Source organism: Labrys miyagiensis (genome assembly GCF_030160835.1).
Taxonomy (GTDB): domain Bacteria; phylum Pseudomonadota; class Alphaproteobacteria; order Rhizobiales; family Labraceae; genus Labrys; species Labrys miyagiensis.
In genome coordinates this window covers 1-23741 of record NZ_BSPC01000054.1, presented here as the reverse complement: position 1 = coordinate 23741, position 23741 = coordinate 1, and the positions used below count along the sequence as shown (strand labels likewise).

The 23741-nt window shown below is 64.6% G+C and carries 22 protein-coding genes; 8 read left to right on the top strand and 14 right to left on the bottom strand.

The window, feature by feature from the left end:
- Positions 1-9 precede the first annotated feature (9 nt).
- Entirely contained in the window at positions 10-1224 is a 1215-nt protein-coding gene (gene ybgF, locus QQL24_RS23505; RefSeq protein ID WP_284314730.1) for a tol-pal system protein YbgF, read from the bottom strand.
- A gap of 113 nt (positions 1225-1337) precedes the next feature.
- Here ybgF and ybgC point away from each other — a divergent pair, with 113 nt between their 5' ends.
- From ybgC to QQL24_RS23475, 6 genes are all read left to right on the top strand, one after another.
- Positions 1338-1775, top strand: coding sequence for a tol-pal system-associated acyl-CoA thioesterase (ybgC, locus tag QQL24_RS23500; RefSeq protein WP_284314729.1), 438 nt, complete (start codon positions 1338-1340; stop codon positions 1773-1775).
- 637 nt (positions 1776-2412) lie between these two features.
- Entirely contained in the window at positions 2413-3135 is a 723-nt protein-coding gene (tolQ, locus tag QQL24_RS23495) for a protein TolQ (protein WP_284314728.1), read from the top strand.
- A 37-nt stretch (positions 3136-3172) separates the two neighbouring features.
- Entirely contained in the window at positions 3173-3631 is a 459-nt protein-coding gene (locus QQL24_RS23490) for an ExbD/TolR family protein (RefSeq protein WP_284314727.1), read from the top strand.
- A 517-nt stretch (positions 3632-4148) separates the two neighbouring features.
- Positions 4149-5054 carry a hypothetical protein gene (locus QQL24_RS23485; RefSeq protein WP_284314726.1) on the top strand — a complete coding sequence of 302 codons (906 nt, stop codon included), beginning with the start codon at positions 4149-4151 and terminating at the stop codon, positions 5052-5054.
- 36 nt (positions 5055-5090) lie between these two features.
- The gene (gene tolB, locus QQL24_RS23480) at positions 5091-6419 is read left to right on the top strand and encodes a Tol-Pal system beta propeller repeat protein TolB (protein ID WP_348536495.1); all 1329 of its coding nucleotides are present in this window, start codon (positions 5091-5093) and stop codon (positions 6417-6419) included.
- 235 nt (positions 6420-6654) lie between these two features.
- The gene (locus QQL24_RS23475; protein WP_284314724.1) at positions 6655-6945 is read left to right on the top strand and encodes a hypothetical protein; all 291 of its coding nucleotides are present in this window, start codon (positions 6655-6657) and stop codon (positions 6943-6945) included.
- Between the two features lie 14 nt (positions 6946-6959).
- On the opposite strand, the gene QQL24_RS23470 is transcribed toward QQL24_RS23475, so the two are convergent.
- The 6 genes from QQL24_RS23470 to QQL24_RS23445 all read right to left on the bottom strand — a co-directional run bounded on the left by QQL24_RS23470 (position 6960) and on the right by QQL24_RS23445 (position 13463).
- The gene (locus tag QQL24_RS23470; protein ID WP_284314723.1) at positions 6960-7970 is read right to left on the bottom strand and encodes a bile acid:sodium symporter family protein; all 1011 of its coding nucleotides are present in this window, start codon (positions 7968-7970) and stop codon (positions 6960-6962) included.
- 197 nt (positions 7971-8167) lie between these two features.
- Positions 8168-9280: a sulfate/molybdate ABC transporter ATP-binding protein gene (locus tag QQL24_RS23465; protein WP_284314722.1), complete on the bottom strand. Its 1113-nt coding sequence runs from the start codon at positions 9278-9280 to the stop codon at positions 8168-8170.
- Positions 9281-9291: 11 nt separating this feature from the next.
- On the bottom strand, positions 9292-10185 hold the full coding sequence (gene cysW / locus QQL24_RS23460; protein WP_284314721.1) for a sulfate ABC transporter permease subunit CysW: 894 nt from the start codon (positions 10183-10185) through the stop codon (positions 9292-9294).
- A complete protein-coding gene (cysT, locus tag QQL24_RS23455; RefSeq protein WP_284314720.1) occupies positions 10178-11053 on the bottom strand; it encodes a sulfate ABC transporter permease subunit CysT in 876 nt (291 codons plus the stop codon). The genes cysW and cysT overlap by 8 nt, the downstream gene beginning before the upstream one ends.
- A 144-nt stretch (positions 11054-11197) precedes the next feature.
- Positions 11198-12172 carry a sulfate ABC transporter substrate-binding protein gene (locus tag QQL24_RS23450; RefSeq protein WP_284314960.1) on the bottom strand — a complete coding sequence of 325 codons (975 nt, stop codon included), beginning with the start codon at positions 12170-12172 and terminating at the stop codon, positions 11198-11200.
- A gap of 319 nt (positions 12173-12491) precedes the next feature.
- On the bottom strand, positions 12492-13463 hold the full coding sequence (locus tag QQL24_RS23445) for a sulfate ABC transporter substrate-binding protein (RefSeq protein WP_284314959.1): 972 nt from the start codon (positions 13461-13463) through the stop codon (positions 12492-12494).
- Positions 13464-13933: 470 nt separating this feature from the next.
- Between QQL24_RS23445 and pal the strand changes: the two genes are divergently transcribed.
- On the top strand, positions 13934-14461 hold the full coding sequence (gene pal, locus QQL24_RS23440) for a peptidoglycan-associated lipoprotein Pal (RefSeq protein WP_284314719.1): 528 nt from the start codon (positions 13934-13936) through the stop codon (positions 14459-14461).
- 154 nt (positions 14462-14615) lie between these two features.
- On the opposite strand, the gene ruvB is transcribed toward pal, so the two are convergent.
- The 6 genes from ruvB to QQL24_RS23410 all read right to left on the bottom strand — a co-directional run bounded on the left by ruvB (position 14616) and on the right by QQL24_RS23410 (position 19811).
- A complete protein-coding gene (ruvB, locus tag QQL24_RS23435) occupies positions 14616-15701 on the bottom strand; it encodes a Holliday junction branch migration DNA helicase RuvB (protein ID WP_284314718.1) in 1086 nt (361 codons plus the stop codon).
- Entirely contained in the window at positions 15698-16315 is a 618-nt protein-coding gene (ruvA, locus tag QQL24_RS23430) for a Holliday junction branch migration protein RuvA (RefSeq protein WP_284314717.1), read from the bottom strand. The genes ruvB and ruvA overlap by 4 nt, the downstream gene beginning before the upstream one ends.
- A gap of 187 nt (positions 16316-16502) precedes the next feature.
- Positions 16503-17318, bottom strand: coding sequence for an isocitrate lyase/PEP mutase family protein (locus QQL24_RS23425; RefSeq protein WP_431310752.1), 816 nt, complete (start codon positions 17316-17318; stop codon positions 16503-16505).
- A gap of 145 nt (positions 17319-17463) precedes the next feature.
- Positions 17464-17982, bottom strand: a complete 519-nt coding sequence (gene ruvC / locus QQL24_RS23420) for a crossover junction endodeoxyribonuclease RuvC (RefSeq protein ID WP_284314715.1) — start codon at positions 17980-17982, stop codon at positions 17464-17466.
- A 99-nt stretch (positions 17983-18081) separates the two neighbouring features.
- On the bottom strand, positions 18082-18828 hold the full coding sequence (locus QQL24_RS23415; protein ID WP_284314714.1) for a YebC/PmpR family DNA-binding transcriptional regulator: 747 nt from the start codon (positions 18826-18828) through the stop codon (positions 18082-18084).
- A 107-nt stretch (positions 18829-18935) separates the two neighbouring features.
- Positions 18936-19811: a LysR family transcriptional regulator gene (locus tag QQL24_RS23410; RefSeq protein WP_284314713.1), complete on the bottom strand. Its 876-nt coding sequence runs from the start codon at positions 19809-19811 to the stop codon at positions 18936-18938.
- A 92-nt stretch (positions 19812-19903) separates the two neighbouring features.
- Between QQL24_RS23410 and QQL24_RS23405 the strand changes: the two genes are divergently transcribed.
- Positions 19904-20662, top strand: a complete 759-nt coding sequence (locus QQL24_RS23405; RefSeq protein WP_284314712.1) for an alpha/beta fold hydrolase — start codon at positions 19904-19906, stop codon at positions 20660-20662.
- A gap of 291 nt (positions 20663-20953) precedes the next feature.
- Here QQL24_RS23405 and QQL24_RS23400 read toward each other — a convergent pair whose 3' ends face one another.
- Positions 20954-22390, bottom strand: coding sequence for a sugar porter family MFS transporter (locus tag QQL24_RS23400; protein WP_284314711.1), 1437 nt, complete (start codon positions 22388-22390; stop codon positions 20954-20956).
- Positions 22391-23741 lie beyond the last annotated feature (1351 nt).

Here is a 23741-nt window from a genome sequence, read left to right as displayed (position 1 = left end):
GCTCCCAGCTCAACCCGCCGTGCAGGCGTTGCGCTTGATCTCGCGGTCGGCGCCACTCAGGATCGTCGGCCCGGCCTTGGGATATTTGCTGGCCACGGCCTGGAGGGCGGCGCAGGCCGCGTCCTTCTCGCCCATGGCGGCCAGGGTGATGCCGAGCTTCAGCATGCTCGCCGGCGCGCGGCTCGACTTGGCATAGGTCTTGGTCACCTTGAGGAACTGCTCGGCCGCATCGGTATATTGCTTGCGCTGATAAAGGCTCTCGCCGATCCAGTGGATCGCGTCCGGCACGCGCTTGTCCTTGGGGTGGTTCGCCACGAAGCTGCGGAAGGCGGCCTCGGACTGCTCATATTGCCGGTTCTCGAACAGGCGGTAGTCGGCGGTGTATTCCTCCTCGGGCGTTCCGGGCGTCGCAGCCGGGGCGCCACCGCCCACGCCGGCATCCGGCGCGTTGCTGGCAAGCGGCCGGCTGGTATCGACGGCGATGCCTGGCAGGCCGGTGGCCGAAGTCGGCGAGTTCACCCGCTGCTGGCGCGGCGGGGGCGGGGCGGTCGGCTGGTCGTCGCCGGTCTGGTCCTGCATCGCCACGTCGGTGTTCTGGTTGTCGGCTGGGATGCTGCCGAGATTCTGAGGCTGTGCACCCGGCCCGTTCTGGCCGCTGCGCTGTTTCTGCGGAACCGGCTTGGGCGCCGGAGCCTTGGCACCGCCGCCACCGCCGCCTTCCAGGGCCTGCAGGCGATATTCCGTATCCTCCTGCTGGCGCTTCATATCGTCCTGGAGCTTGCGGATCTGCGACTGCAGGTCGTCGATCGTGCCGTTCAGGCGGCGATTGTCGCCCTCCAGCCGCTGCACCCGCACCAGCAGATCGCCCATGGTGGAATCCTGGGCCACGACATAGCTGCCGCCCTGAGACGATGGCGGCGCCGGGGCCTGGCCATAATTCTGCTGTGGCGCGGCCTGGCCATTATCCTGCTGGCCTTGGTCATAAGTGGCCTGCCCGTCGTCCTGGCGGCCATAGCCGTCCTGGGGGCGCTGGGCGGGATAGGCTTGCGGGTCCTGGTAGGTCTGGTCCTGATAGGTCTGATCCTGCCCGACCGAGCCGGGCGGCATCAAGCCATCATCATATTGGGCGGCACGAGCCAGGCCTGGGGACAGGGCCAGTGTCACGGCCAGGGACACGGTCGCCAGGAGCGCGGCGGAGGCGGGGCGGAGCATAGGGCGGCTCATGGGACGGCTCTTGGGGTTGCAAATCGATCCAGGGTTGGACATGTCGATACCACACAGGCCAAGTCAGGCGAAACTTTGAAGAACCGGCTTTCCCCATGAGAGAATCAGCGCAAATGACCCATAATTCTGGCGGCGTGCTTAATGGAGACTGCCACCACCTGCCGTTGCGGGTCTATTACGAGGACACGGATTTCTCCGGCATCGTCTACCATGCCAATTATCTGCGCTTCTTCGAGAGGGGCCGGACCGAGTTCATCCGGGCGCTGGGCGTCGACCAGATGGCGCTGCATCGCGAGGAAGGCATCTCCTTTGCCGTACGTTCGATCAGCGTGGACTTCCTGCGGCCGGCCCTGATGGACGACATCATCGAAGTGCAGACCAAGGCCGGCCTGGTGCGCGGGCCCTCGCTCAACCTCACCCAGACCATCCGCCGCGGCGAGGACGTGCTGACCACGGCCGAGGTCCTGGTGGTCTGTGTCAAGGCCGGCCGCCCGCAAAGGCTGCCGGAGGTGCTGCGGAAGGTGCTGGCGGAGAGGAAGGGGGAGGCCTGAGAGGACGGGGCGCAACGTAAGCCTCCCCCACGAAGCTGGGGGAGGTGGCACGACGAAGTCGTGACGGAGGGGGTGTGGCCCCGACGGGTTGGGCTCGGAGGAACAAAGCTCGGGGCCTTCGGGGGATCAAAGCCCTGTTCTGGTAGGCGAAGCTAGAGCAAAGCGCGTTTAAGCGTAATCGCTGCTTAGCTCTAGCTCTTTGTTTCGACGCGTCTTTGCGATTCTTGCCGATTCCGTCAAATCGCAAAACGCTTTAGCGGGCCACACCCCTCCGACCTCACTGCGTTCGGCCCAGCGCACACAAACCGTGTGCGTGATACCCCCAGCTTCGTGGGGGAGGCGAGTCGCGCCCAGTCTTCATGCGCCGCGCCTCCCACTCCATGCTGCACCGCATCATGAACAAGAAATGTTGAAATCTTCCCCGCCGTAACCCGACATTAACGATACGGATGGTCAATAGGCCGGAAATCTGCCGCGCACAGCGGCGAAGGAAGGGTGCCGTACTGCGGTCACATTCAAAAGCCAAAAGGACCGGGGATCGCTGACGTTGTTGCCCTGCACAACGTCGCCCGTGGATTTCCTGAGTATCGTTTGGTGTGAGGTAGGCTCGCCGGCTTCAGGACGAGGATTTGGACGTATGGACTCGACAGCGGATATTGCGCAGACAGCATTGGCTCCCGTCGCGGATGTGAGCCTCATCGGATTGGTTCTTCATGCCGGCCTGGTGGTGCAGATCGTCATGATCGGCCTGATGATCGCCTCGATCTGGTGCTGGGCCATCATCATCGACAAGACGATCCTGTTCTCCCGCTCACGTGCCGCCATGAACCGCTTCGAGCAGGTCTTCTGGTCCGGCCAGAGCCTGGAGGAACTCTACCGCTCGCTGTCCCAGCGCCAGAACAATTACGGAATGGCCGGCCTGTTCGTCTCCGCCATGCGCGAATGGAAGCGCTCGCTGGAGACGCCCACCCGCTCCTTCCTCGGCGTGCAGGCCCGCATCGAGAAGGTGATGGACGTCACCATCCAGCGCGAGGCCGAGCGACTCGAATCCAAGCTCCTGGTGCTTGCCACCGTCGGCTCGTCCAGTCCCTTCATCGGCCTGTTCGGTACGGTTATCGGCATCATGACGGCCTTCCAGTCGATCGCCGCCACCAAGAACACCTCGCTCGCCGCCGTGGCGCCGGGCATCTCGGAAGCGCTGTTCGCCACTGCGATGGGCCTGGTCGCCGCTATCCCCGCCGTGATCGCCTACAACAAGTTCAACGCCGAAGTCGCCAAGCAGCAGGGGCGCCTCGAAGGCTTTGCCGACGAGTTCTCCGCCATCCTGTCGCGCCAGATCGACGAGCGCATGGCTGCCTGAAAGGGTGGCGACTGACCTCTTTTCCAAGGATTGCATCATGGCTGGAAGTGTAGCGGCAGGGGCAGGCGGTTCGGGTGGCGGCACGCGCCGTCGCCGCAGCCGCCGCAAGGCGCCGATCGCCGACATCAACATGACGCCGTTCATCGACGTCATGCTCTGCCTGCTGATCATCTTCATGGTGGCCGCGCCGCTGCTGACTTCGGGCGTGACGCTGGACCTGCCAAAGACGGCGGCCGGAGCAGTCTCCGTGAACAAGAAGCCGCTGACCATCTCGGTCAAGCAGGACGGTCAGGCTTATATCAACGACAGCGAGACGCCGGAGCCCGATCTCCTCGGCAAGCTCAAGTCGATGGCCGATAACGGCGCGGGTCTCGATGACCGCATCTTCGTGCGCGGCGACGCCAAGGCCAATTACGGTCAGATCATGGGCGTCATGGGCCAGATGTCGGGCGCCGGCTACAAGAAGCTGGCCCTGATCACTGATCAGAAGAATTGACGACGATTGCGAGTGGCCGACAGGCGCCAATCGAAAGGCCGGTTTGAGTATTATGCGTGATTATGGACTTCCCGTTTCGGCGATTGTGCACGCGGTGTTGCTTGGCGCGCTTCTATTTGCGTGGCCGGCCGCCGCGCCGCTCGAGCCACCGGCCGAAACCGTGGTCGAGACAGTCTCGCAAGAACAATATAACGAGATGATGAAGGGCGATCCCTCCGCCCAGCCTTCCCAGCAGGCTGATGCATCCGGTGGCGGCCAGCCGACGCCCTCGCCGCCGCTTCCACCCTCCCGCGAGGTACCGGACCAGCAGCAGGTCGCCGACAATTCCGAGCCGCCGGCTCCGCCTCCGCCTTCTCCCCAAGCGGAGGACGACGCCGCCCCACCGCCGCCCACCCCGCCTCAGCCTCCCAAGCCGGATAGGACGGCGGCGGATGCTGCCCTGAAGCAACAGCAGGCCGAGGCAGCCAAGCAGGCTGAGGCGGCCAAACAGGCGGAAGCGGCCAAGCAGGCCGAAGCGGTGAAGCAGGCCGAGGCAGCCAAGAAGGCTGAGGCCGCCAAGCAGGCTGCCGCTGACCAAAAGGCGGCAGAGCAGAAGGCTCTAGCCGACAAAATAGCACAGGCTGAGGATCAGGCGGCGCAGGAAGAAGCAGCCAAGCAGGCCGCGGCCAAGAAAGCTGAAGCCGCAAAGCAAGCCGAGGCGGCCAAGCAGGCGGAGGTCGCGAAGCAGGCAGCCGCAGCTAAGCAAGCCGAGGCGGCCAAGCAGGCTGAGGTCGCGAAGCAGGCAGCCGCAGCCAAGCAAGCCGAGGCGGCCAAGCAGGCTGAGGCAGCGAAGCAGGCAGCGGCAGCTAAGCAAGCCGAGGCTGCAAAGCAGGCAGCGGCGGCAAAGCAGGTTGAGGCAGCTAAGCAAGCAGCGGCTGCTAAGCAGGCTTCCGCTGCCAAGCAAGCCGCTGCGCTGGATGGTATCCAGGGGTTGCTTGCTAAGCACCAAGTGAAGGAAGGCACCAAACTTGCCAGCGCGGGTCCGGCCACCACGCCGAGCAAGCCCACCGGACGAGCCAGCAATACGCGGGACAACGTCGGTCAGACTGCGTCCACTGGCGCGCCCGAAGCAACGGGTCGCAAAGCCAGTCCTACCGAGCAGATGGCCATGCAGGGCATGATCAACAATCAGATCCGAGGCTGCCTCAACCTCCAGCTCGGTGTTGACGGTGATCAGCAGAAGGCGACCATCCGGCTTCACATGAATGAGGACGGCACGGTGGCTCAAACCGAAGTCATGGATTCCACCAGTGCGACGGTCACTGGAGCAGTCACCCGAGCCATCAAACGCTGCATCACATCCGACAATCCGCTCAAGTTCAAACCTGAACTCTACGCCTCGTGGAAGGTCTTCAATTATGTCGTCAGACCCGGCAGCTTCTGAGAAGGCGCCGGAAGTCTGCAAAGCCGAGAGATAAGAATGTCCATCGCTTCCTTCATACAAGCCAAGGTCCGTCTGTGTGCAACCGTTGTGGCTCTCGCCGTTGTCGGTGTGAGCACGCCCGCGGCGGCGCAAGATACGATCATGACGCTTCAGTTTGACGGTAGAGGAACCATAACCCCCACTTCCGTCGCCATCATGAACATCACTGGCGGAGGCAAAGACCTCTCCGGCATTATCTCCAACGACCTGAGTCGCTCCGGGCTGTTCCAGCCGATCGATCCCAAGGCTTTCGTGGAACAGGTCGGCCCCAATGCCCAGCCGAATTTCGGCAGTTGGCAGACTTTGAACGCGCAGGTGATCGTCGCCGGCCAGGTTGTCCCATCGGGCGGTGGTCTCAGCATTCAGGTGCGTGTGTGGGACGTCGCCCAGGGCAAGCAGATTGCCGGCCAGCAATTCACCACTTCCGCCAACAACTGGCGCCAGCTTGCGCATGTGGCCGCCAACACGGTGTTCAAGGCTGTTACCGGCGAGCCCGGTGCCTTTGATACACGCGTCGCCTATATCGCCGAATCCGGCCCTGCGGACAAGCGCGTGAAGCGCCTCGCCGTGATGGATCAGGACGGCGCCAACGTCGTCTATCTCAGTCGCGGCAACGACCTCGTGCTGACGCCGCGCTTTTCGCCGACCAACCAGGAGCTGACCTATCTCTCCTTCGGCGATGCCGATCCGCGTGTCTTCCTCGCCAATATCCAGACCGGCCAGCGCGAGACGGTCGGCAACTTCCCGGGCATGACCTTCTCTCCGCGTTTCTCACCGGATGGCCGCAAGGTGATCATGAGCCTTGAGAACAACGGCGCCTCGACGATTCAGGTCATGAACCTGCAGTCGCATCAGAGCCAGCAGCTCACGGATGGCAGTGCCATCGACACGTCGCCCTCCTATTCGCCGGATGGCAGCCGCGTGGTGTTCGAGTCCGACCGCGGCGGCACCCAGCAGATCTACATCATGAATGCCGACGGCTCGAACCAGCAGCGCATCACCTCCGGTGACGGCGGTGCACGCTTCTCGACGCCGGTCTGGTCGCCGCGCTCCGATCTCATTGCCTTCACCCGCCAGATGGGTGGCAAGTTCGGCATCGGCATCATGAAGCCGGACGGTTCGGGCGTGCGCATGATCACCGAGGGCTTCCACAATGAAGGTCCGACCTGGGCGCCGAACGGACTCTATCTGATGTGGTTCCGCGACCTCGGCCAGGGCCCACAGCTCTGGCAGGCCTCGATCTTCGGCACGCCCGAGCAGCGCGTGCCGACCCAGGGCTATGCCTCGGATCCGGCCTGGTCGACCAACATGATGGCCTCCCGGTAGACTTGACGCCTGTCTCCGATTGAACGTGAAGCCGCCCTCCTGATAGCTCGTCAGGAGGGTTTTTCTTTGCAGTGGCATCGAGATCCGGGCCGGGCGGAACATCCCTCTGCCGCCGGGTGTTCTCCCTCTGAAACCCCGTCAATTAGGCGCCTTTGCTTGGGAGATTGCGTGCCGGGGGAACGTATCCCACGCCCGACCGCGGAGATGCAAAGGCCCCCAACGCAAGGAGGTCACCATGGCCGACCTGAATATGCTGGGTGAAGAGACTGTTGTCGTCGTTGATATCAAGAAGCGTCTTCTCGATACCGATCACGAGGGCAATAGCTGGCTGCTGGCCAAGAACGACAAAGGTGAGCTATTCATCGAGCATCATTGCCGCACGCGCGCGAACGGCGATCATGATATTCGCGTCATCTCCCTGGTCGATTTCCTCAAAACCCAGGCGCGTAAGCCCGCGGCGCGCGAACTCATCCGGCTCCTCGGCCTGATCGTCGAGGATGCCGAGGCGACCTCCGAGACATCGTGACTATCGGGCGCCCGCTATGACTTCGCCGGCGCGTTGGCCGTGCCTTCGGTTGCAACGGTGACGTCGGACTTCAGGCGCTTGGCGTAACGCTGGGCAAGCACGGCGCAGGTCATCAGCTGGATCTGGTGGAACAACATCAGCGGCAGCACGATGGCGCCGATGTTCTGGCCGGCGAAGATGACGGTCGCCATGGGCACGCCGCTGGCCAGGCTCTTTTTCGAGCCGCAGAACACGATGGTGATCTCGTCCTCCTTGGAGAAGCCGAGCCAGCGGCTGGCATAGGTGGTGGTCAGCAGCACCAGCGCCAGCAGGAGGGCGTTGACCAGCACCATGGTGAGCAGGGCCATGGCTGAGAATTCCTTCCACAGGCCCGTTACCACCGCATCCGAGAAGGCGAGATAGACGACCATCAGGATCGAGCTGCGGTCGACATAGCTCAGCCCCGCCTTGTGTCGGCGCATGAAGTCGCCGATCCAGGGCTGCAGCACCTGGCCAAGCACGAAGGGCAGCAGCAACTGGCTGACGATGGTTAGCAGCACATCGGTGGAAAAGCCGACGCCGCGCGCGCTGAACAGCAGGCCGGCGAGGATCGGCGTGACGAAGATGCCGATGATGTTGGAGCCGGAGGCCGCGCAAACAGCCGCCGGCACATTGCCTCCAGCCATCGAGGTGAAGGCGATCGAGGACTGTACGGTCGAGGGCAGGATGGACAGATAGAGGATGCCGCTGGCGAGCGCCGGGGTGAGGGCCGCGGCGAGGCCGTAATCGAGGACGAGCGCCAGGATCGGGAAGAGCACGAAGGTGGAGAGCACGATGGTGAGATGCAGCCGCCAATGCGAGAGGCCGGCGATCACCGTCTGCCGCGACAGGCGGGCGCCGTGCAGGAAGAACAACAGGGCAATGGCGAAATTGGTGGCATAGCCGAAATAGACGGCCGGCTGGCCCGAGATGGGCAGGAAGCTCGCCAGGATGACCGTGGCGACCAGCATCAGGGTGAAATTGTCGGGACGAAATCGGGAAAGCAAGGGGATGGCCGCTATTGACTGGGACGAGGAAGCATAGACGGCTTGTTCTCGTGCTGCACTCAAAATGGGGTGATGGCCTGGGGTCGTGAGGGGCCAGCCGGCTCTTCCCGGGTGCGCGGACGTCTCGTCCGCCCCCTCCTATCCGGCAGGCGCAACGTTTCCAAGATGCGGACGAGACGTCCGCGCACCCGGGAAGATTACGCCCTTTGAAAGGCGGGCGGCCTCACGACGACGGGGTCGATATTCGGGCCCCGAAAGTAGCGCACTTCGCCATTGGCGGCGAAGACGGTGGCGTTGAGGAGCTTCAGCCCCACCGGCTTGTTGGTCTCGCCGGCGCGCAGGGCCGGCAGGTCGGCCTCGACGATGGTGCGCTGGGCCCCCAGCGCCACTTCCAGGCGGCGGGTGGCGCCGACACGGCGCTGCGCCACCACCACGCCGTTGAGCGTACCCGAGGCCGGCTCAACGGGAGCGACGTCGTGCGGGCGCACGAACAGCGTGGCAGGGCCATCCGGCAGGCCCTCGGCATTGAAGGGCAGGGTGGTGCCCTCGAACTGGATCCGCCCGCCGGTCAGCGTCACCGGCACGCGGCTGGATTCGCCGATGAAGCCGAAGATGAAAGGCGTGGCGGGATGGTCGTAGATCTCGTCGGGCACGCCGAGCTGGTCGATGCGGCCCTTGTCGAGCACGGCAATGCGGTCCGACAGTTCCAGCGCCTCGTCCTGGTCATGGGTGACGAAGATGGTGGTGTGGCCGGTCTTGTCGTGGATGGTGCGTAGCCAGGAGCGCAGGTCCTTGCGCACCTTGGCGTCGAGCGCGCCGAAAGGCTCGTCCAGCAGCAGCACCTTGGGCTCCACCGCGAGCGCGCGGGCGAGTGCCACGCGCTGGCGCTGGCCGCCGGAAAGCTGCGCCGGGAAGCGCTGGCCATAGGCGCCGAGCTGCACGAGTTCGAGGAGATCGGCCACGCGCTTGACGATCTCGGCCTCGGCGGGGCGCTTGCCCCGCGGGCGCACGCGCAGGCCATAGGCGACATTGTCGGCCACCGACATGTGCCGGAACAGGGCATAATGCTGGAACACGAAGCCGACGCGGCGCTCCTGCACGCTGAGGCGCGAGGTGTCGTCCGTGCCGAAGAAGACAGTGCCGGTGCTGGGCTGTTCGAGGCCGGCGATGATGCGCAGCAGCGTGGTCTTGCCCGAGCCCGAGGGGCCGAGCAGGCCGAGCAATTCGCCGGACTTGATGTCGAGATCGATGCCGTGCAGGGCGGGCGAGATGCCGTAGCTCTTGGTGAGGCCGGTAACGCGGATATCCATTGCCGGGGTCCTTAATGTTTGGCGCCGCGCGCCAGCTCATCCCCATAGCGCCATTCCAGGATGGTCTTGGCGACGAGCGTGACGAGCGCGAGCATGGCGAGAAGGGAGGCGACGGCAAAGGCGGCTGTGGCGCCGTCCCCACCGCCCTCATAGAGGATCTGGATTTGCAGGGGCATGGTGTTGGTGCCGCCGATGACGTGGCCGGAGACCACGGAGACGGCGCCGAACTCGCCCATGGCGCGGGCGTTGCAAAGCAGCACGCCGTAGAGCAGGCCCCAGCGGATGTTGGGAATGGTCACCGTCCAGAACATCTTGAGCGGCGAGGCGCCCAAGGTCAGGGCCGCTTCCTCATCCGACTTGCCCTGTGCCTGCATCAGCGGGATCAGTTCGCGCGCCACGAAGGGGAAGGTGACGAAGATCGTCGCCAGCACGATGCCGGGCAGGGCGAAAATGATGTGAATGCGATGGGCGGTGAGCCAGGGGCCGAACAGGCCCTGCGCGCCGAACAGCAGCACGAAGACTAGGCCCGCCACCACAGGCGAGACCGAGAAGGGCAGGTCGATCAGGGTGATCAGCAGGCTCTTGCCCTTGAAATCGAACTTCGCAATGGCCCAGGCGGCGATCACGCCGAACACCACATTGAGCGGCACGGTGATGGCGGCAACGCCGAGAGTCATCCAGATCGCTGTCTGCGTGTCCGGATCCTCGAAGCTCTCGAAATAGGCCGCCGCGCCGGTGCGCAAGGCTTCGTAGAACACCTCGATCAGCGGTACGACAAGGAAGGCGCCAAGGAAGACCAGCGCAATGCCGATCAGCATTCGTCGCACCCAGCGCGACTCGGTGGTGACGTTGTGTTCACGCGAAACCGGCGGTTCGCGATAGAGTTCGATTGCGAGCTCAGACATCGCCTGTCCTCTTGCGGCTCCAGGCCTGGATAAGATTGATGATCAGCAGCACCGCGAAGGAGATCGCCAGCATGATGATGGCAATGGCAGCGGCATCGGCATATTTGTTCTGCTCGAGCTTCTGGAAGATCAGGCTGGGCACGATCTCCGAAACATAGGGAATATTGCCGGCGATGAAGATCACCGAGCCATATTCGCCCACGGCCCGGGCGAAGGAGAGGGCGAAGCCCGTCAGCACGGCGGGAAGCAAAGGTGGCAGCAGCACGCGCGTCACCGTCTGGAAACGGGTGGCGCCGAGCGTGGCGGAAGCCTCCTCGATCTCCTTGTCGATCTCCGCCAGCACGGGCTGCAGCGTGCGCACCACGAAGGGCAGGCCGATGAAGACGAGGGCGACGAAGATGCCCTTGGGCGTATAGGCGACCTTGATGCCGGCCATGGCGAAGAACTGGCCGATCCAGCCATTGGAGGCATAGAGGCTCGAGAGCGCCAGGCCCGCCACCGCTGTCGGCAAAGCGAAGGGCAGGTCCACCGCCGCGTCGACGAGCCGCTTGCCCGGGAAATCATAGCGCGACAGCACCCAGGCCACGATCACGCCGAACACCACATTGACGATGGCCGCCAGGAAGGAGATGCCGAAGGTGACGCGCAGCGCCGCGAAGACCTGAGGTTCCAGCGCGATCGCCAGGATGCCCGATGGGCCGAGCACGGCGGACTTGTGCAGCAGGGCCGCCAGCGGAATCAGCACGATCAGGCTGAGATAGAGGATGGTATAGCCGAAGGTCAGGCCAAAGCCCGGCAGGGCGCTGGGCGCGACGAAAGTGGCTCGGGGGCGGGCGGCTGCGGCCTGCCGGAGGGCGGTATCGGCCATGGGTTATCCGTTGTGTCATCCCGTGCACGATGCAGCATGCCATGATGCATCGTGGATACGGGATCGTCTCACTTAAAGTTCGCGTTCTGCGGTCCCGTGTCTGCGCTTCGCCATTTCATGGCGGGGTGCGCACGGGATGACGTCTCAGCCCTTGGGCTTGTAGATCTGGTCGAAGATGCCGCCGTCCTCGAAATGCTTGGGTTGCACATTCTTCCAGCCGCCGAATTGCGGGTCGTTGATGCTGAACAGCTTCAGCTTGGGGAAGCGGGCAAGATCGGCCGGATCGGCGGCCGAGGTGTCGAAGGCGCGATAGCCATTATGGGCGATGATCTTCTGCGCCGCCGGAGTGTAGAGGAAATTCAGATAAGCCTCCGCCTGCTTGCGGGTGCCCTTGGCATCGACATTACCGTCGACGACGGCGACGGGCGGCTCGGCCAGGATCGATTCCGACGGCGTGACGATCTCGAACTTGTCGGCGCCGAATTCCTGCAGGGTCAGATAGGCCTCGTTCTCCCAGGCGATCATCACGTCGCCGACCTCGCGCTGGGCGAAGGTGATGGTGGCGCCGCGGGCAGCGGAATCGAGCACCGGCACATTCCTGTAGAGCGCGGCCACGAAGTCGCGGGTCTTGGCCTCGTCGCCGCCGGTCTTGTCCCAGGCATAGCCCCAGGCGGCGAGGTAGTTCCAGCGCGTGCCGCCGCCGGTCTTGGGATTGCCAGTGATGACGGCCACATCCGGGCGCACGAGATCGTCCCAGTCCTTGATGTTCTTGGGGTTGCCCTTGCGCACCACCAGGACGATGGTCGAGGCATAGGGCGTGGAATTGCGCGGCAGGCGGGACTGCCAATCGGCAGGAATCTTGTTCGTCGCCTTGGCGATGGCGTCAATATCGTTGGAGAGGGCCAGCGTCACCACATCGGCATCGAGCCCGTCGATGACGGCCCGCGACTGCTTGCCCGAGCCGGCGTGGGACTGCTTGATGGCGATGTCCTCGCCGGTCTTGGCCTTCCAGTCGGCCGCAAAGGCCTTGTTGATCTGCTTGTAGAGCTCGCGCGTGGCGTCATAGGAGACGTTGAGAAGCTCGGCCGCATGGGCACGGAAGGGGCTGCCAAAGGTCATCCACAGCACGAAGCCGAGCGCGATCAGGACGACGAGCGTGTCCCTGAGGCGTACAAAGGAGGATCTGGTCATTTCACAGCCCTGGGCCGGTATTGGATAATTCCACGTCGCAGGCGCTTTATCTACTAAATCAATCGACAATGTCAATGTGTTAAATTGAATAAAATCCACAAATAATGTGTGTTATATGGAGTGGCGGTCTCCGACCGCCATCTTCTTCCCGTATGTAGAGCGCTTCCAAGACGGCGGTCAGAGACCGCCATTCCAACGAAAAGCGGGCCGCAGGGGCCCGCTTCCATGTCAACGAGGGTCGTGTCGCTTATTGCGGCTTGTAGATCTGGTCGAAGATGCCGCCATCGTTGAAGTGCTTGGCCTGCACATTCTTCCAGCCACCGAACTTGGGATCGTCGATGCTGACGAGCTTGATCTTGGCGAAGCGGGCAAGATCGGCCGGATCGGCGGCAGACGAGTCGCTCGGGCGGTAGTAGTCGTGGGCGATGATCTTTTGCGCGGCCGGCGTGTAGAGGAAGTTAAGATAGGCCTCGGCCTGCTTGCGCGTACCCTTGGCATCAACATTGCCGTCGACGACGGAGACCGGCGGCTCGGCGAGGATCGAAGTCGGCGGATTGACGATTTCGAACTTGTCGGCGCCGAATTCCTGCAGCGCGAGGAAGGCGTCGTTCTCCCAGGCGAGCAGCACGTCGCCGGTCTCGCGCTGGGCGAAGGTGATGGTGGAACCACGAGCGCCGGAATCGAGCACGGGGACATTCTTGTAGAGCGCACCGACGAAGTCTTTCGCCTTGGCTTCATCGCCATTGTTCTTGTCGAGGGCAAAGCTCCAGGCCGCCAGGTAGTTCCAGCGCGCGCCGCCGCTGGTCTTGGGATTGGGCGTGATCACGGAGATTCCGGGCTTCACGAGGTCGTCCCAGTCCTTGATGGCCTTCGGATTGCCCTTGTGCACGACGAAGACGATGGTCGAGGTGTAGGGCGAGGAATTGTGGGGCAGGCGGGTCTGCCAGTTCGCCGGGATCTTGTTGGTGGCGGAGGCGATCGCATCGATATCGGCCGAGAGCGCCAGCGTCACCACATCGGCGTCCAGCCCGTCGATGACCGAGCGGGCCTGCTTGCCCGAGCCGCCATGCGACTGCTTGATGCTGAGGTCCTCCCCTGTCTTGGCCTTCCAGTCGGCGATGAAGGCGGCGTTGATGTCCTTGTAGAGCTCGCGCGTGGGATCGTAGGAGACGTTCAGAAGCTCGGCGGAATGAGCGCCGGGGGCCGCGGCGAACGTCATCCACAGCACGAAGGCCAGGGCGAGCAGCACAGCCAGGGTATCCCGGAGGCGTGCAAGGCGAAGGGAGGTGTTCCAAAGAGGGGCGTTCCAAAGGCGAGCGTTCATTGGGGTCCGTTTCCAACCAGGAATATCAGCGTGTCCGCAATGTCCACTAAATCAATCGACAATGTCAATCTATAATACGCAAAAATTTATGGGGAATTTAATATTTCACGTTCAAAAGATGTGTGACATATATGCATCGCCATACGGCAAAGAGTTCGCGCCTTGCGCCTGCCTGCTCCGGGCCACCTTTGCGCCGGATTTGCACAGCACTTCCTTAACCATAACGGCAGTTTAAGGGTAGCGGCACGGTGTTACCGGGCTGCAACGCCCCGGAAAACTCCGCGAACAAGGTTTCCAGAACGTTCGATTAACCAGCTTTCGCTATGCCTCATTCACCAATTCTGACGACCGGAGGAGTAACCGGAATGATGACGTCCCTGCGTGCGGTCCATGGACTGCGCTTCGCTGCTGCGCTGACCTGTGTTCTCGCGCTTGCGGCTTGTAAGAGTACTTCGGGCACGGGTGCCGACGGCGTGGGTGGTGCCGGCGGTGCGGGCTATGGCGCCGGCGGCGCGGCCTCGCCCGGCAGCCCGCAGGACTTCGTCGTCAATGTCGGTGACCGGGTGCTGTTCGAGGAAGACCAGTCCGATATCACCAGCATCGGCCAGGAAACCCTGAACAAGCAGGCCCAGTGGCTGAAGGCCTATCCGCGCTACACCGTCACGGTCGAAGGCCATGCCGACGAGCGCGGCACGCGCGACTACAACTTCGCCCTCGGCCAACGCCGCGCTCAGGCCGTGCGCGACTATCTGATGGCGCAGGGCATCAATGGCAGCCGCATGAAGACGATTTCCTACGGCAAGGAACGCCCGGTCGCGACTTGCAACGACAATTCCTGCTGGTCCCAGAACCGCCGCGCCGTCACCGTCCTGAACGGCGCCGGGAATTCCTGACCCGGGAGCGCGGACGTCCAGTCCGCTCTTGAAACTCGACTTGAACAAAAAAGGCGGAGCGCTTGTTACGGCGCTCCGCCTTTTCTTTTGAACCCGCCGTTTCAAGAGCGGACATCGCGACATGAAGGCATGTCGCGATGTCCGCACGCCCAGGTCACTCCTCGTCCGTGAACAGCGTCATCTGCGGCGGCGTGCTGCTCGGCACGGCGAGGCCCAGGTGCTTGAAAGCATGCGCGGTCAGCATGCGCCCGCGCGGGGTGCGATTGAGGAAGCCCTGTGTCAGCAGATAGGGCTCGATGATGTCCTCGATGGCGTCGCGCGGCTCCGAGAGCGCGGCGGCAATGGTCTCGATGCCCACCGGGCCGCCGCCGAAATTCATCGCCAGCAGATTGAGGTAGCGGTTGTCCATCGCATCGAGCCCGGCCTGGTCGACCTCGAGCGCGAGCAGGGCCTTGTCGGCGATGGCGCGGGTGATGGTCTCGGCGCCGAGCACGGAGGCGAAGTCGCGCACGCGGCGCACCAGGCGGCCGGCGATGCGCGGCGTGCCGCGGGCGCGGCGGGCAATCTCGTTGGCGCCGTCATCGGCGATCGGCGCGCCCATCACGCGGCCTGAGCGCTTGACGATTAGTTCGAGCTCCTCGACCGTGTAGAATTGCAGGCGTAGCGGGATGCCGAAGCGGTCGCGCAGCGGCGTCGTCAACAGGCCCGCGCGCGTGGTGGCGCCCACCAGCGTGAACTTGGCGAGATCGATGCGCACCGAACGCGCGGCCGGGCCCTCGCCGATGATGAGGTCGAGTTGGAAATCCTCCATGGCCGGATAGAGGATTTCCTCCACCGCCGGATTGAGGCGGTGGATCTCGTCGATGAAGAGCACGTCCCGCTCTTCGAGATTGGTGAGCAAGGCGGCAAGGTCGCCGGCCTTGGCGATTACGGGGCCGGATGTAGCGCGGAAATTGACGCCGAGTTCGCGCGAGACGATCTGGGCCAGCGTGGTCTTGCCGAGGCCGGGCGGCCCGACGAAGAGCACGTGATCGAGCGCCTCGCCGCGCTTGCGGGCCGCCTCTATGAAGACTGCGAGGTTTTCCCTCAGCTTGGCCTGGCCGACGAACTCCGACAGGTCCTGCGGGCGCAGCTTGGAATCGACGCCATCCTCGTCGCGCTGGTCGCCGCTGATCAGGCGGCCCGACTTAGGCGTTGAATTGGGCGGCTCGGCGGCGGGTCCTTTGCGGGGCGGCTTCATCGCGCCAGTTCCTTGAGGCCGAGGCGGATGAGCTTGGCGGTCTCGGCGCCCTCACCGGCCTCGCGCAGGGCGACCGCCACGGCGGCGGAGGCCTGCATCTGGGCATAGCCGAGGTTGACGAGGGCGGAGACGGCATCGCTGACCGGTCCGGAGGCGCGCTTGTCGCCGAGCTCGGCCTGCAGGCCGATCACGTCGGACGGCACATGGCCGAAGCTCGGCACCTTGTCCTTGAGCTCGGTGACGATGCGCTGGGCGACCTTGGGGCCGACGCCGGGCGAACGGGCCACCGCCGCCTTGTCGCCGAGAGCGATGGCGGAGGCGAGGTCCGCCGGCTTGAGGGTGGAGAGGATGGCGAGCGCCACCTTGGTGCCGATGCCCTGCACGGTCTGCAACAGGCGGAACCAGTCGCGCTCATTGTCGCTGGAAAAGCCGAACAGGCGGAGCTGGTCCTCGCGCACATAGGTCTCGATCGCAAGCGCCGCTGCCTCGCCCGGGGAGGGCAGGGTGGCGAGCGTGCGGCTCGAACAATAAACGATATAGCCGACGCCCTGCACGTCGAGGATCACCCAATCCTCGCCGTAGCTGTCGATGATGCCGCGCAGTTTGCCGATCATGAAAGTCCTCTCAGGGCGCTTTTAGCGCTTTGCCATGATTCGCGGCATGGGAAGCATTGCTGGGACCGTGGAGTCGCTCCTGGGACCGCAGGCGGCTCGCCTGCTCCTGGAACCGGTGCGCTTGCAGGGGAGGAAGATGCAGGCGAGACGCCCGCGGTCCCAGGAGCGATCCCGCTCCCGATACCCCTCACTTGCCGAAGATTGCGGCCAGCTCCGGATAGGGCATCGCCTCTTTCGCAAAACTGAAGCGGCCCTCGTCGCGCAGTTCGAGCGCGGCGCGGCGCAAGGCCCCGAAGGCGGCGCGGGCGAAGGATCCGCCGACGCTGACCCGGCGCACGCCAAGCCCGGCGAGATCGGGAATGGAGAAGTCCTGCCCCGCCAGCGTGGCGAGGATGTTCACCGGCCGATCCACCGAACCAAGCACGCTCTTGATCTGGTCGAGCCGGACGAGGCCGGGGGCATAGAGCACCTCGGCCCCGGCTTGCTGGAAGGCCTGCAGGCGGCGGATGGTGTCGTCGAGATCGGGAATGCCATGCAAGAAGTTCTCGGCCCGGGCGGTGAGCACGAAGCCTGCCGCCTTGGCCGTCTCGGCGGCGGCGCGCACGCGCTCGGTGGCGAGGCCGATCTCGTAGATCGGCTGGTCCGGGCGGCCGGTGGCATCCTCGATCGAGCCGCCGGCAAGGCCGACACCGACGGCATCGCGGATGGTGGCCTGGCACGCCTCGGGGCTGTCGCCGAAGCCGTTCTCGAGGTCGGCGCTCACGGGAAGCTCGGTCGCCGACACGATGGCGCCGGCATTGGCGAGGGTTTCCTCGCGCGACATCTGGCCGTCCTTGCGGCCATGGCTGAAGGCAAGGCCGGCGCTGGTGGTGGCGATGGCCGAAAAGCCCAGCGAAGCCAGGAGCTTGGCCGAGCCGGCATCCCAGGCATTGGGCAGGAGGAAGAGTTCGGGGCGGCGATGCAGATCGGCGAAGGCAGCTGCTTTCCGGGCCTGGGACATGATTCCTCCGGGGTTATGAATTCACGGTTTGTTCTAGAGGGTCGGGGGAGGAAGTGCAACCCTGGGAGCGCGGACTTCCAGTCCGCTCTTGAAACGCTTCGTCCGCAGGAATTTCTCGCTGGTATCGTCTTTTCTTCGACGCTTCGTTTCAAGAGCGGACTGGAAGTCCGCGCTCCCAGGAGTGGCTGGTCCGATGATGGGCATGCGTGATCGCGATCGCCAGCGCGTCCGCCGCGTCGTCCGACTTCGGATCGGCCTTGGGCAGCAGCACCTTGATCATCAGGCGAATCTGCTTCTTGTCGGCATGGCCGGAGCCGACCACCGTCTTCTTGACGAGGTTCGGCGCATATTCGGCCACGAACAGCCCGGCCTGCGCCGGCACCAGCATGGCGATGCCGCGGGCCTGGCCGAGCTTGAGGGTCGCCGTCGCGTCCTTGTTGACGAAGGTCTGCTCCACCGCCGCCTCGTCGGGCTCATAGCTGGTGACGACCTCGGTCAACCCCTTGTGCAGGGCGAGCAGGCGGTGGGCCAGTTCCTCCTTGTCATCCGAGAACACCGTGCCGCAGGCGATGAAGGAGAGGCGATTGGCCAGCACCTCGATCACACCCCAGCCGGTGCGGCGCAGGCCTGGATCGACGCCGAGGATGCGGGTGGGGTGCTGGGGCATGGTTGTTTCCCGGGTGCGCGGACGTCTCGTCCGCATCTTGAACCGTAGTGCTCGCGGAGAGGGCGAAGGCGGACGAGACGTCCGCGCACCCGGGAAGAATTACCCCGCCAGTTTCGCCATCAGGGCGTCCGACAGCTCGAAATTGGCATAGACGTGCTGCACGTCGTCATGGTCGTCGAGCGTATCGACCAGCCGCATCAGCTTCTCGCCGGTCTCGTCATCCACCGCGATGCTGTTCTGCGGGCGCCAGACCAGGCTCGACTTGCGGGCTTCGCCGAGCAGGGCCTCCAGCGCCTTGGTGACTTCGGCGAGGTTCTCGGCCGCGCAGACGAACTCATGGCCGTCCTCCGACGAAAGGCAATCGTCGGCGCCGGCTTCGAGCGCGGCTTCCAGCATGGCGTCCGGCGTACCCTTGTCGACATCGTATTCGACCACGCCGACGCGATCGAACATGAAGGACACCGCGCCGGTTTCGGCGAGGTTGCCGCCCGCCTTGGTGAAGTAGGAGCGCACATCCGAGGCGGTGCGGTTGCGGTTGTCGGTCAGCGCCTCGACGATCAGGGCGACACCGCCGGGACCGTAGCCCTCATAGCGGATCTCGTCATAGTTCTCGCCATCGGCGCCGGCGGCCTTCTTGATGGCGCGGTCGATATTGTCCTTGGGCATGTTCTCGACGCGCGCGGCGATGATCGCGGCGCGGAGGCGCGCATTCATGTTCGGGTCGGGCAGGCCCAGCTTGGCCGCCACGGTGATTTCGCGGGCGAGCTTGGAGAAGAGCTTCGAGCGCTTGGCATCCTGCTTGCCCTTGCGGTGCATGATGTTGGCGAATTGGGAATGACCGGCCATCTGTCCTGCCTTGGTTCGGTTTGCGGGCGACGTCTTGTTGCACCTGCCCGCGTGAATTGTGGCGCGGCTTATAGAAGTGACGGCGGCAAAAATCCATCCCACACGCGTCATTTCCTCCGCCAGGCCGCAAGAAGGCGCCCCGCCGGACTGGTGGCCGGCAATGGCATGTGCACGAGCGCCAGCGGCCAGGAAGGCACCGCGACGTCGTCGGCAATGCGGCGATAGAGGACGCCGACGGCCGGCAGGGCCCGCGCCACCGAGGCAGGCAGGAGGGCAGCGCCGACGCCGGCGGCAACCAGCGCCAAGGTGGTCATCATCTCCGGCGTCTCCTGCACGATGCGCGGCGTCAGTCCCTGGGTGGCGAATAGGGCGAGGATCGCTTCATGCAGGGCCGGGCCCTGCTGGCGCGGGAACATCACCAGCCGATCGGCGATCTCGGCGAGGGCGATGGTGTCGCCCATCGCCGGAGCCTGCGAAGCGGGCACGGCGGCGACGATCTCCTCGCCATGGACAGGGATGGTCCGCATGCGCGCCGTCATCGCGAAGGGCGGAGAGGCGACGCCGAGGTCGAGCCGCCCGTCTGCGAGAGCTTCGAGCTGTTCGTTGCTGCGCATCTGAATGAGCTCGACCGGAATTTCTTCGTCGCGTGCCAGGGTCAAGAGCGCCGGCATTACACCCCAGAGCGCGGCATGGACGAGGCCGATGCGGACCGGATGCCCCGCCTGCGCGGTGCGCCGGGCCAGCGCGCTGCCGCGATCGAAGGCGCTGACGGTGATGCGAGCCTCCGGCAGCAGCGCCTCGCCGGCCGGCGTCAGTTTCGTGCCGCTGGCAGCGCGCAGGAACAACGTCGCCCCGCTGTCTCGTTCCAGTCTGGCGATCGACTGCGAGAAAGGTGGCTGCCTGATGCCGCAACGCTCGGCGGCGCGGGCGAAATTGCCTTCCTCGGCCAAGGCGATGAAGTGGCGCAGACGCTGTATCGACATATCTCTCCGATATCGATTATAACCAATATGATATTGGATATATATGAAACGGCTCGCTATCTCCACACCATCGAAAAGCAAGGGAGATTGCCATGCGCAGGAAAATCCTCGGAACGGTTGCCGGTGCCATCCTGGCTTTGGCCGCTGGCCTGGTTAGCGCGGCTCGCGCGGACACCGTCGTGCTCGTCCATGCCGCGCTGCTCGACGGCTCGAGCTGGTCGAAGGTGATTCCGATCCTCCAGAAGGCGGGGCTGAAGGTGGTGGCGGTGCAGAATCCGCTGACCTCGCTCGCCGACGATGTCGCCGCCACGAGACGGGCGATCGCCGACGCCGAGGGGCCGGTCATCCTGGTTGGCCATTCCTGGGGCGGCTCGGTGATCACGCAGGCCGGCACCGATGCGAAAGTGAAGGCGCTTGTCTATGTCGCCGCCACGGCGCCGGCGCAGGGCCAGTCGGTGATGGATCTCCTCAAGACCGCGCCGCCGACGCCCGGCGGAGCCGAGATCAAGCCCGACGCCACCGGTTTCCTGGCCATGGCGCCGGATGCTTTCGTCAGGGATTTCGCACCGGATGTTCCTGCTGCCGAGGCCCGCGTGCTCGCCGCGGCGCAAGCCCCCATCGCCGCCAGCGCCTTCGGCGAGAAGGTGACGGAGGCCGCCTGGAAGACCCGGCCGAGCTGGTACATCGTCGCCGGCGATGATCGCATGATGCCGGTTTCGCTGGAACAGAGCATGGCGGCGGCGATCAAAGCGAAGACCGTGACGGTGCCGGGCAGCCACGCCCTGATCATCTCCCACCCCAAGGAGGTGGCGGACGTGATCGTCGAGGCGGCGAAGAGCATGGCCAAGTAACCCCTGGGAGCGCGGACGGGACGTCCATAGGCGTTAACTTAAGGCCCAAATGCGCGACGACTCCTTCCCCGACTGCGGGGAAGGCGCGCACACAAGTGTGCGCTGGGACGAACGTAGTGAGGTCGGAAGGGGGAGAGTGGCGCGACATCTGCTTATTTCTGCGTTGTCGCGCCACTCTCCCCCACCCGTCCCGGCTTCGCCGGTCCACCCTCCCCGAAGTCGGGGAGGGATTCCTGCACCCTCACCGGCTTAAGTTAGCGCCTATGGACGAGACGTCCGCGCTCCCAGCTCCTACATCTCCTCGAGCTCCCGACCCTTCGTCTCGGTGACAAAGCGCCAGACGAAGAACAGCGAGATCAGCGCCATGGTGGCGTAGAAACCATAGGCGAGGCCGAGGCCGGCGGCGGCCAGCGGCGGGAAGGTCTGCGAGACCAGGAAGTTGGCGACCCATTGGGCGGCGGCGGCCAGTGCCAGGGCATAGGCGCGGATGCGGTTGTTGAACATCTCGCCGAGCAGCACCCACACCACCGGCCCCCAGCTCATGCCGAAGAACACGACATAGAGATTGGCGGCGGCGACGGCGACGAGGCCGGCAGTATCGCTGAGCACCGGCTGCGAGGCGCCATTGACCATCGCAGTCGGCGCGGTGCCGAAGATATAGGCCATGGTGCCAAGGGTCAGCGTCATGCCCAGGGAACCGAGCAGCAGCAAGGGCTTGCGGCCGATCTTGTCCACCAGGGCGATGGCGATCAGGGTGGTGGCGATGTTGGTCACCGAGGTGATCACGGTGATCTTCAGCGAATCCGCTTCGGTGAAGCCGACGGCCTGCCAGAGCACCGAGGAATAGTAGAAGATCACGTTGATGCCGACGAATTGCTGGAACACCGACAGGAAAATGCCGACCCAAACCACCGGCAGCAGGCCCGCAGCCGGGCCCTTGAGGTCGGCAAGGGTCTGCTTTTCCTCGACGCCGAGCGTCCTGCGGATATCGGCGACGCGGGTCTCGGCGGGTGGCTTATTGCCGAGGAAGCGGCGAATGACGATGAGGGCGTCCTTCATGTCGCCCTTCGAGACGAGATAGCGCGGTGATTCCGGAATGAGGCTCGCCATCACGCCATAGACGATAGCGGGAACGGCCTCCACGATGAACATCCAGCGCCAGGCCTCGAGCCCGAGCCCCAGCGTCTTCTCCGCCCCACCGGCGCCATAAGCCAGGACGTAGTTGCACAGGAGCGCCACGAAGATGCCGGTGACGATCGCCATTTGCTGCAGCGAGCCGAGGCGTCCGCGCAGATTGGCCGGCGAGACCTCAGCGATATAGGCCGGAGCGATCACGCTGGCGATGCCGACGGCGACACCGCCAATCAGGCGGAACACGGTGAAGGACCAGATATCCCAGGGCAGTCCGGCGCCGATGGCGCTGACGAAGAAGGCGATCGCGGCCGCCCGCATCATGGCGAGGCGCCCATAGCGGTTGGCGAGCGGCCCGGCGAACCAGGCGCCGACCGCCGAGCCGAGCAGCACGCTCGCCACCGAGAAGCCGAGCAGGGCATTGCCGACATCAGCCCATTTCTGGATGGCGCCGACGGCACCGTTCACCACGGCGGTATCATAGCCGAACAGGAAGCCGCCCATCGCCGCGGCGGCGGAAACCAGGATGACGCGCCCTGTCGGGACGGTGTCGGATGGCGCGGTGGCAGATGTCGACGAAATGGGTGCGCCAGCCATGGCACTCTCCTGAAATCACTTTGTTTGTAGGCTTGTCGGGAAAAAGAGGGAAGTCGTTCGGCCGGGGAATTTGAAATGAAGGAGAGGTCCCTGGCAGTATATAAGAACTGTTGCGAAGGGGCTAAGCAATCCGGTGAAATTTGCGCGAGCGTATCGAGAGTCCGGCGTTCGTCATTCCCACATCTCTGTCTTGCGATGTTGGGCACAGGAATCCTTCCCCGCAGTCGGGGAAGGATTCCTGTGCACTTCCTGTAGAGTCCTGAAGGGATAGCCTCCCCTGTCATCAGCCCACGGGTTCGCCTTTCCGCGCCCTGAGCGGGCCGGGCTATGCAAGAAGAGCGGGGCGACGGCGGCCGCAGAGCAGCCGCGATCCTGTGTTCGGTGGAGTGCATGGCAGCCTGTCGATGCGGCCGCCGTCGCCCCTGCCTTCATCCCAGCCCGCGCGCCGACAGCGCGCGCCAGGCCCGGACATGTCCATCGCCCGGAGCCTCATCCCCGGCTTGGCCTTTCGGCCTTGCCGGTTTGAGCGCCTCCAGGCCGCCGGATGGACGGGCATGAAGAGGACAGGAAGGCGCGGCCCCTCCTTATCCAAGCCATGCCGGTCAGACGATGCAGGCGCCTGCGGCTTGCGAGCCAGGCAAGCCATCGGTTCCGCACATCATCTCGCCCACGGAACGGGCGATGGCGAGAGGAGCGCACGCAGCGATCTCTCGCCCCGCTTGCCGGCGCCGACAGCCCTGTCCTCGCTGTCGCCGCCGCCAGGACCGGCGAACCGGCCCTGGTTCCAGACGGACCTCCGCTCCGGCCTTGCACGCCGGACCGAAGAGCCCTTCCCATCGCAAAGGGATCGCAGGGCGGTTCCACGGACCGCCGATCCCACAGGTTCCTCATCAAGCCCCGTACGCAGGCCGAACGGACCGGAATCAAACCCTCGGCAAAGCCGAAGGCGAGAACCCTCGCCGCCCGAAGGCGACGAGCCGGCCTGCATGATCCCTCGCCCCTCCGCCCCATCCTGGTGTGCAGCCAAGACGAGCCGGACGGAAAAAGCAAAGCGGCTGGCGCGCCGCCGGCGAAAGCCGGATCAACCGAGGTGGGCGGAAGCGGCCGGCCGACCCGGATCGGCGCTGCGCTTCAGTCCGGGGAGGAGTAAGGCATAAAGCGCAAGAAATGTCAATTCTCGTATGCCATATGTTCTGGAAGCATCAGGGTCTCTTCTGACTCTCCTAAGACAATGGGAAAGTCCGCTTGTAGGAACTCCGACAACTGTCCAAGAGGGGCTGCAATTATCCGCTTAGGGGCCGATGAACGAACCCGCTGCGCGGGAGGGCGCCTGCGGTTAAGATAGAGATCA

Coding starts and splice junctions, on each gene's coding strand:
- ybgF (WP_284314730.1), bottom strand. CDS start 1,224: ATGAGCCGCCCTATGCTCCGCCCCGCCTCCGCCGCGCTCCTGGCGACC.
- ybgC (WP_284314729.1), top strand. CDS start 1,338: ATGACCCATAATTCTGGCGGCGTGCTTAATGGAGACTGCCACCACCTG.
- tolQ (WP_284314728.1), top strand. CDS start 2,413: ATGGACTCGACAGCGGATATTGCGCAGACAGCATTGGCTCCCGTCGCG.
- QQL24_RS23490 (WP_284314727.1), top strand. CDS start 3,173: ATGGCTGGAAGTGTAGCGGCAGGGGCAGGCGGTTCGGGTGGCGGCACG.
- tolB (WP_348536495.1), top strand. CDS start 5,091: ATGTCCATCGCTTCCTTCATACAAGCCAAGGTCCGTCTGTGTGCAACC.
- QQL24_RS23475 (WP_284314724.1), top strand. CDS start 6,655: ATGGCCGACCTGAATATGCTGGGTGAAGAGACTGTTGTCGTCGTTGAT.
- QQL24_RS23465 (WP_284314722.1), bottom strand. CDS start 9,280: ATGGATATCCGCGTTACCGGCCTCACCAAGAGCTACGGCATCTCGCCC.
- cysW (WP_284314721.1), bottom strand. CDS start 10,185: ATGTCTGAGCTCGCAATCGAACTCTATCGCGAACCGCCGGTTTCGCGT.
- cysT (WP_284314720.1), bottom strand. CDS start 11,053: ATGGCCGATACCGCCCTCCGGCAGGCCGCAGCCGCCCGCCCCCGAGCC.
- QQL24_RS23450 (WP_284314960.1), bottom strand. CDS start 12,172: ATGACCTTTGGCAGCCCCTTCCGTGCCCATGCGGCCGAGCTTCTCAAC.
- QQL24_RS23445 (WP_284314959.1), bottom strand. CDS start 13,463: ATGACGTTCGCCGCGGCCCCCGGCGCTCATTCCGCCGAGCTTCTGAAC.
- pal (WP_284314719.1), top strand. CDS start 13,934: ATGATGACGTCCCTGCGTGCGGTCCATGGACTGCGCTTCGCTGCTGCG.
- ruvB (WP_284314718.1), bottom strand. CDS start 15,701: ATGAAGCCGCCCCGCAAAGGACCCGCCGCCGAGCCGCCCAATTCAACG.
- ruvA (WP_284314717.1), bottom strand. CDS start 16,315: ATGATCGGCAAACTGCGCGGCATCATCGACAGCTACGGCGAGGATTGG.
- ruvC (WP_284314715.1), bottom strand. CDS start 17,982: ATGCCCCAGCACCCCACCCGCATCCTCGGCGTCGATCCAGGCCTGCGC.
- QQL24_RS23415 (WP_284314714.1), bottom strand. CDS start 18,828: ATGGCCGGTCATTCCCAATTCGCCAACATCATGCACCGCAAGGGCAAG.
- QQL24_RS23410 (WP_284314713.1), bottom strand. CDS start 19,811: ATGTCGATACAGCGTCTGCGCCACTTCATCGCCTTGGCCGAGGAAGGC.
- QQL24_RS23405 (WP_284314712.1), top strand. CDS start 19,904: ATGCGCAGGAAAATCCTCGGAACGGTTGCCGGTGCCATCCTGGCTTTG.
- QQL24_RS23400 (WP_284314711.1), bottom strand. CDS start 22,390: ATGGCTGGCGCACCCATTTCGTCGACATCTGCCACCGCGCCATCCGAC.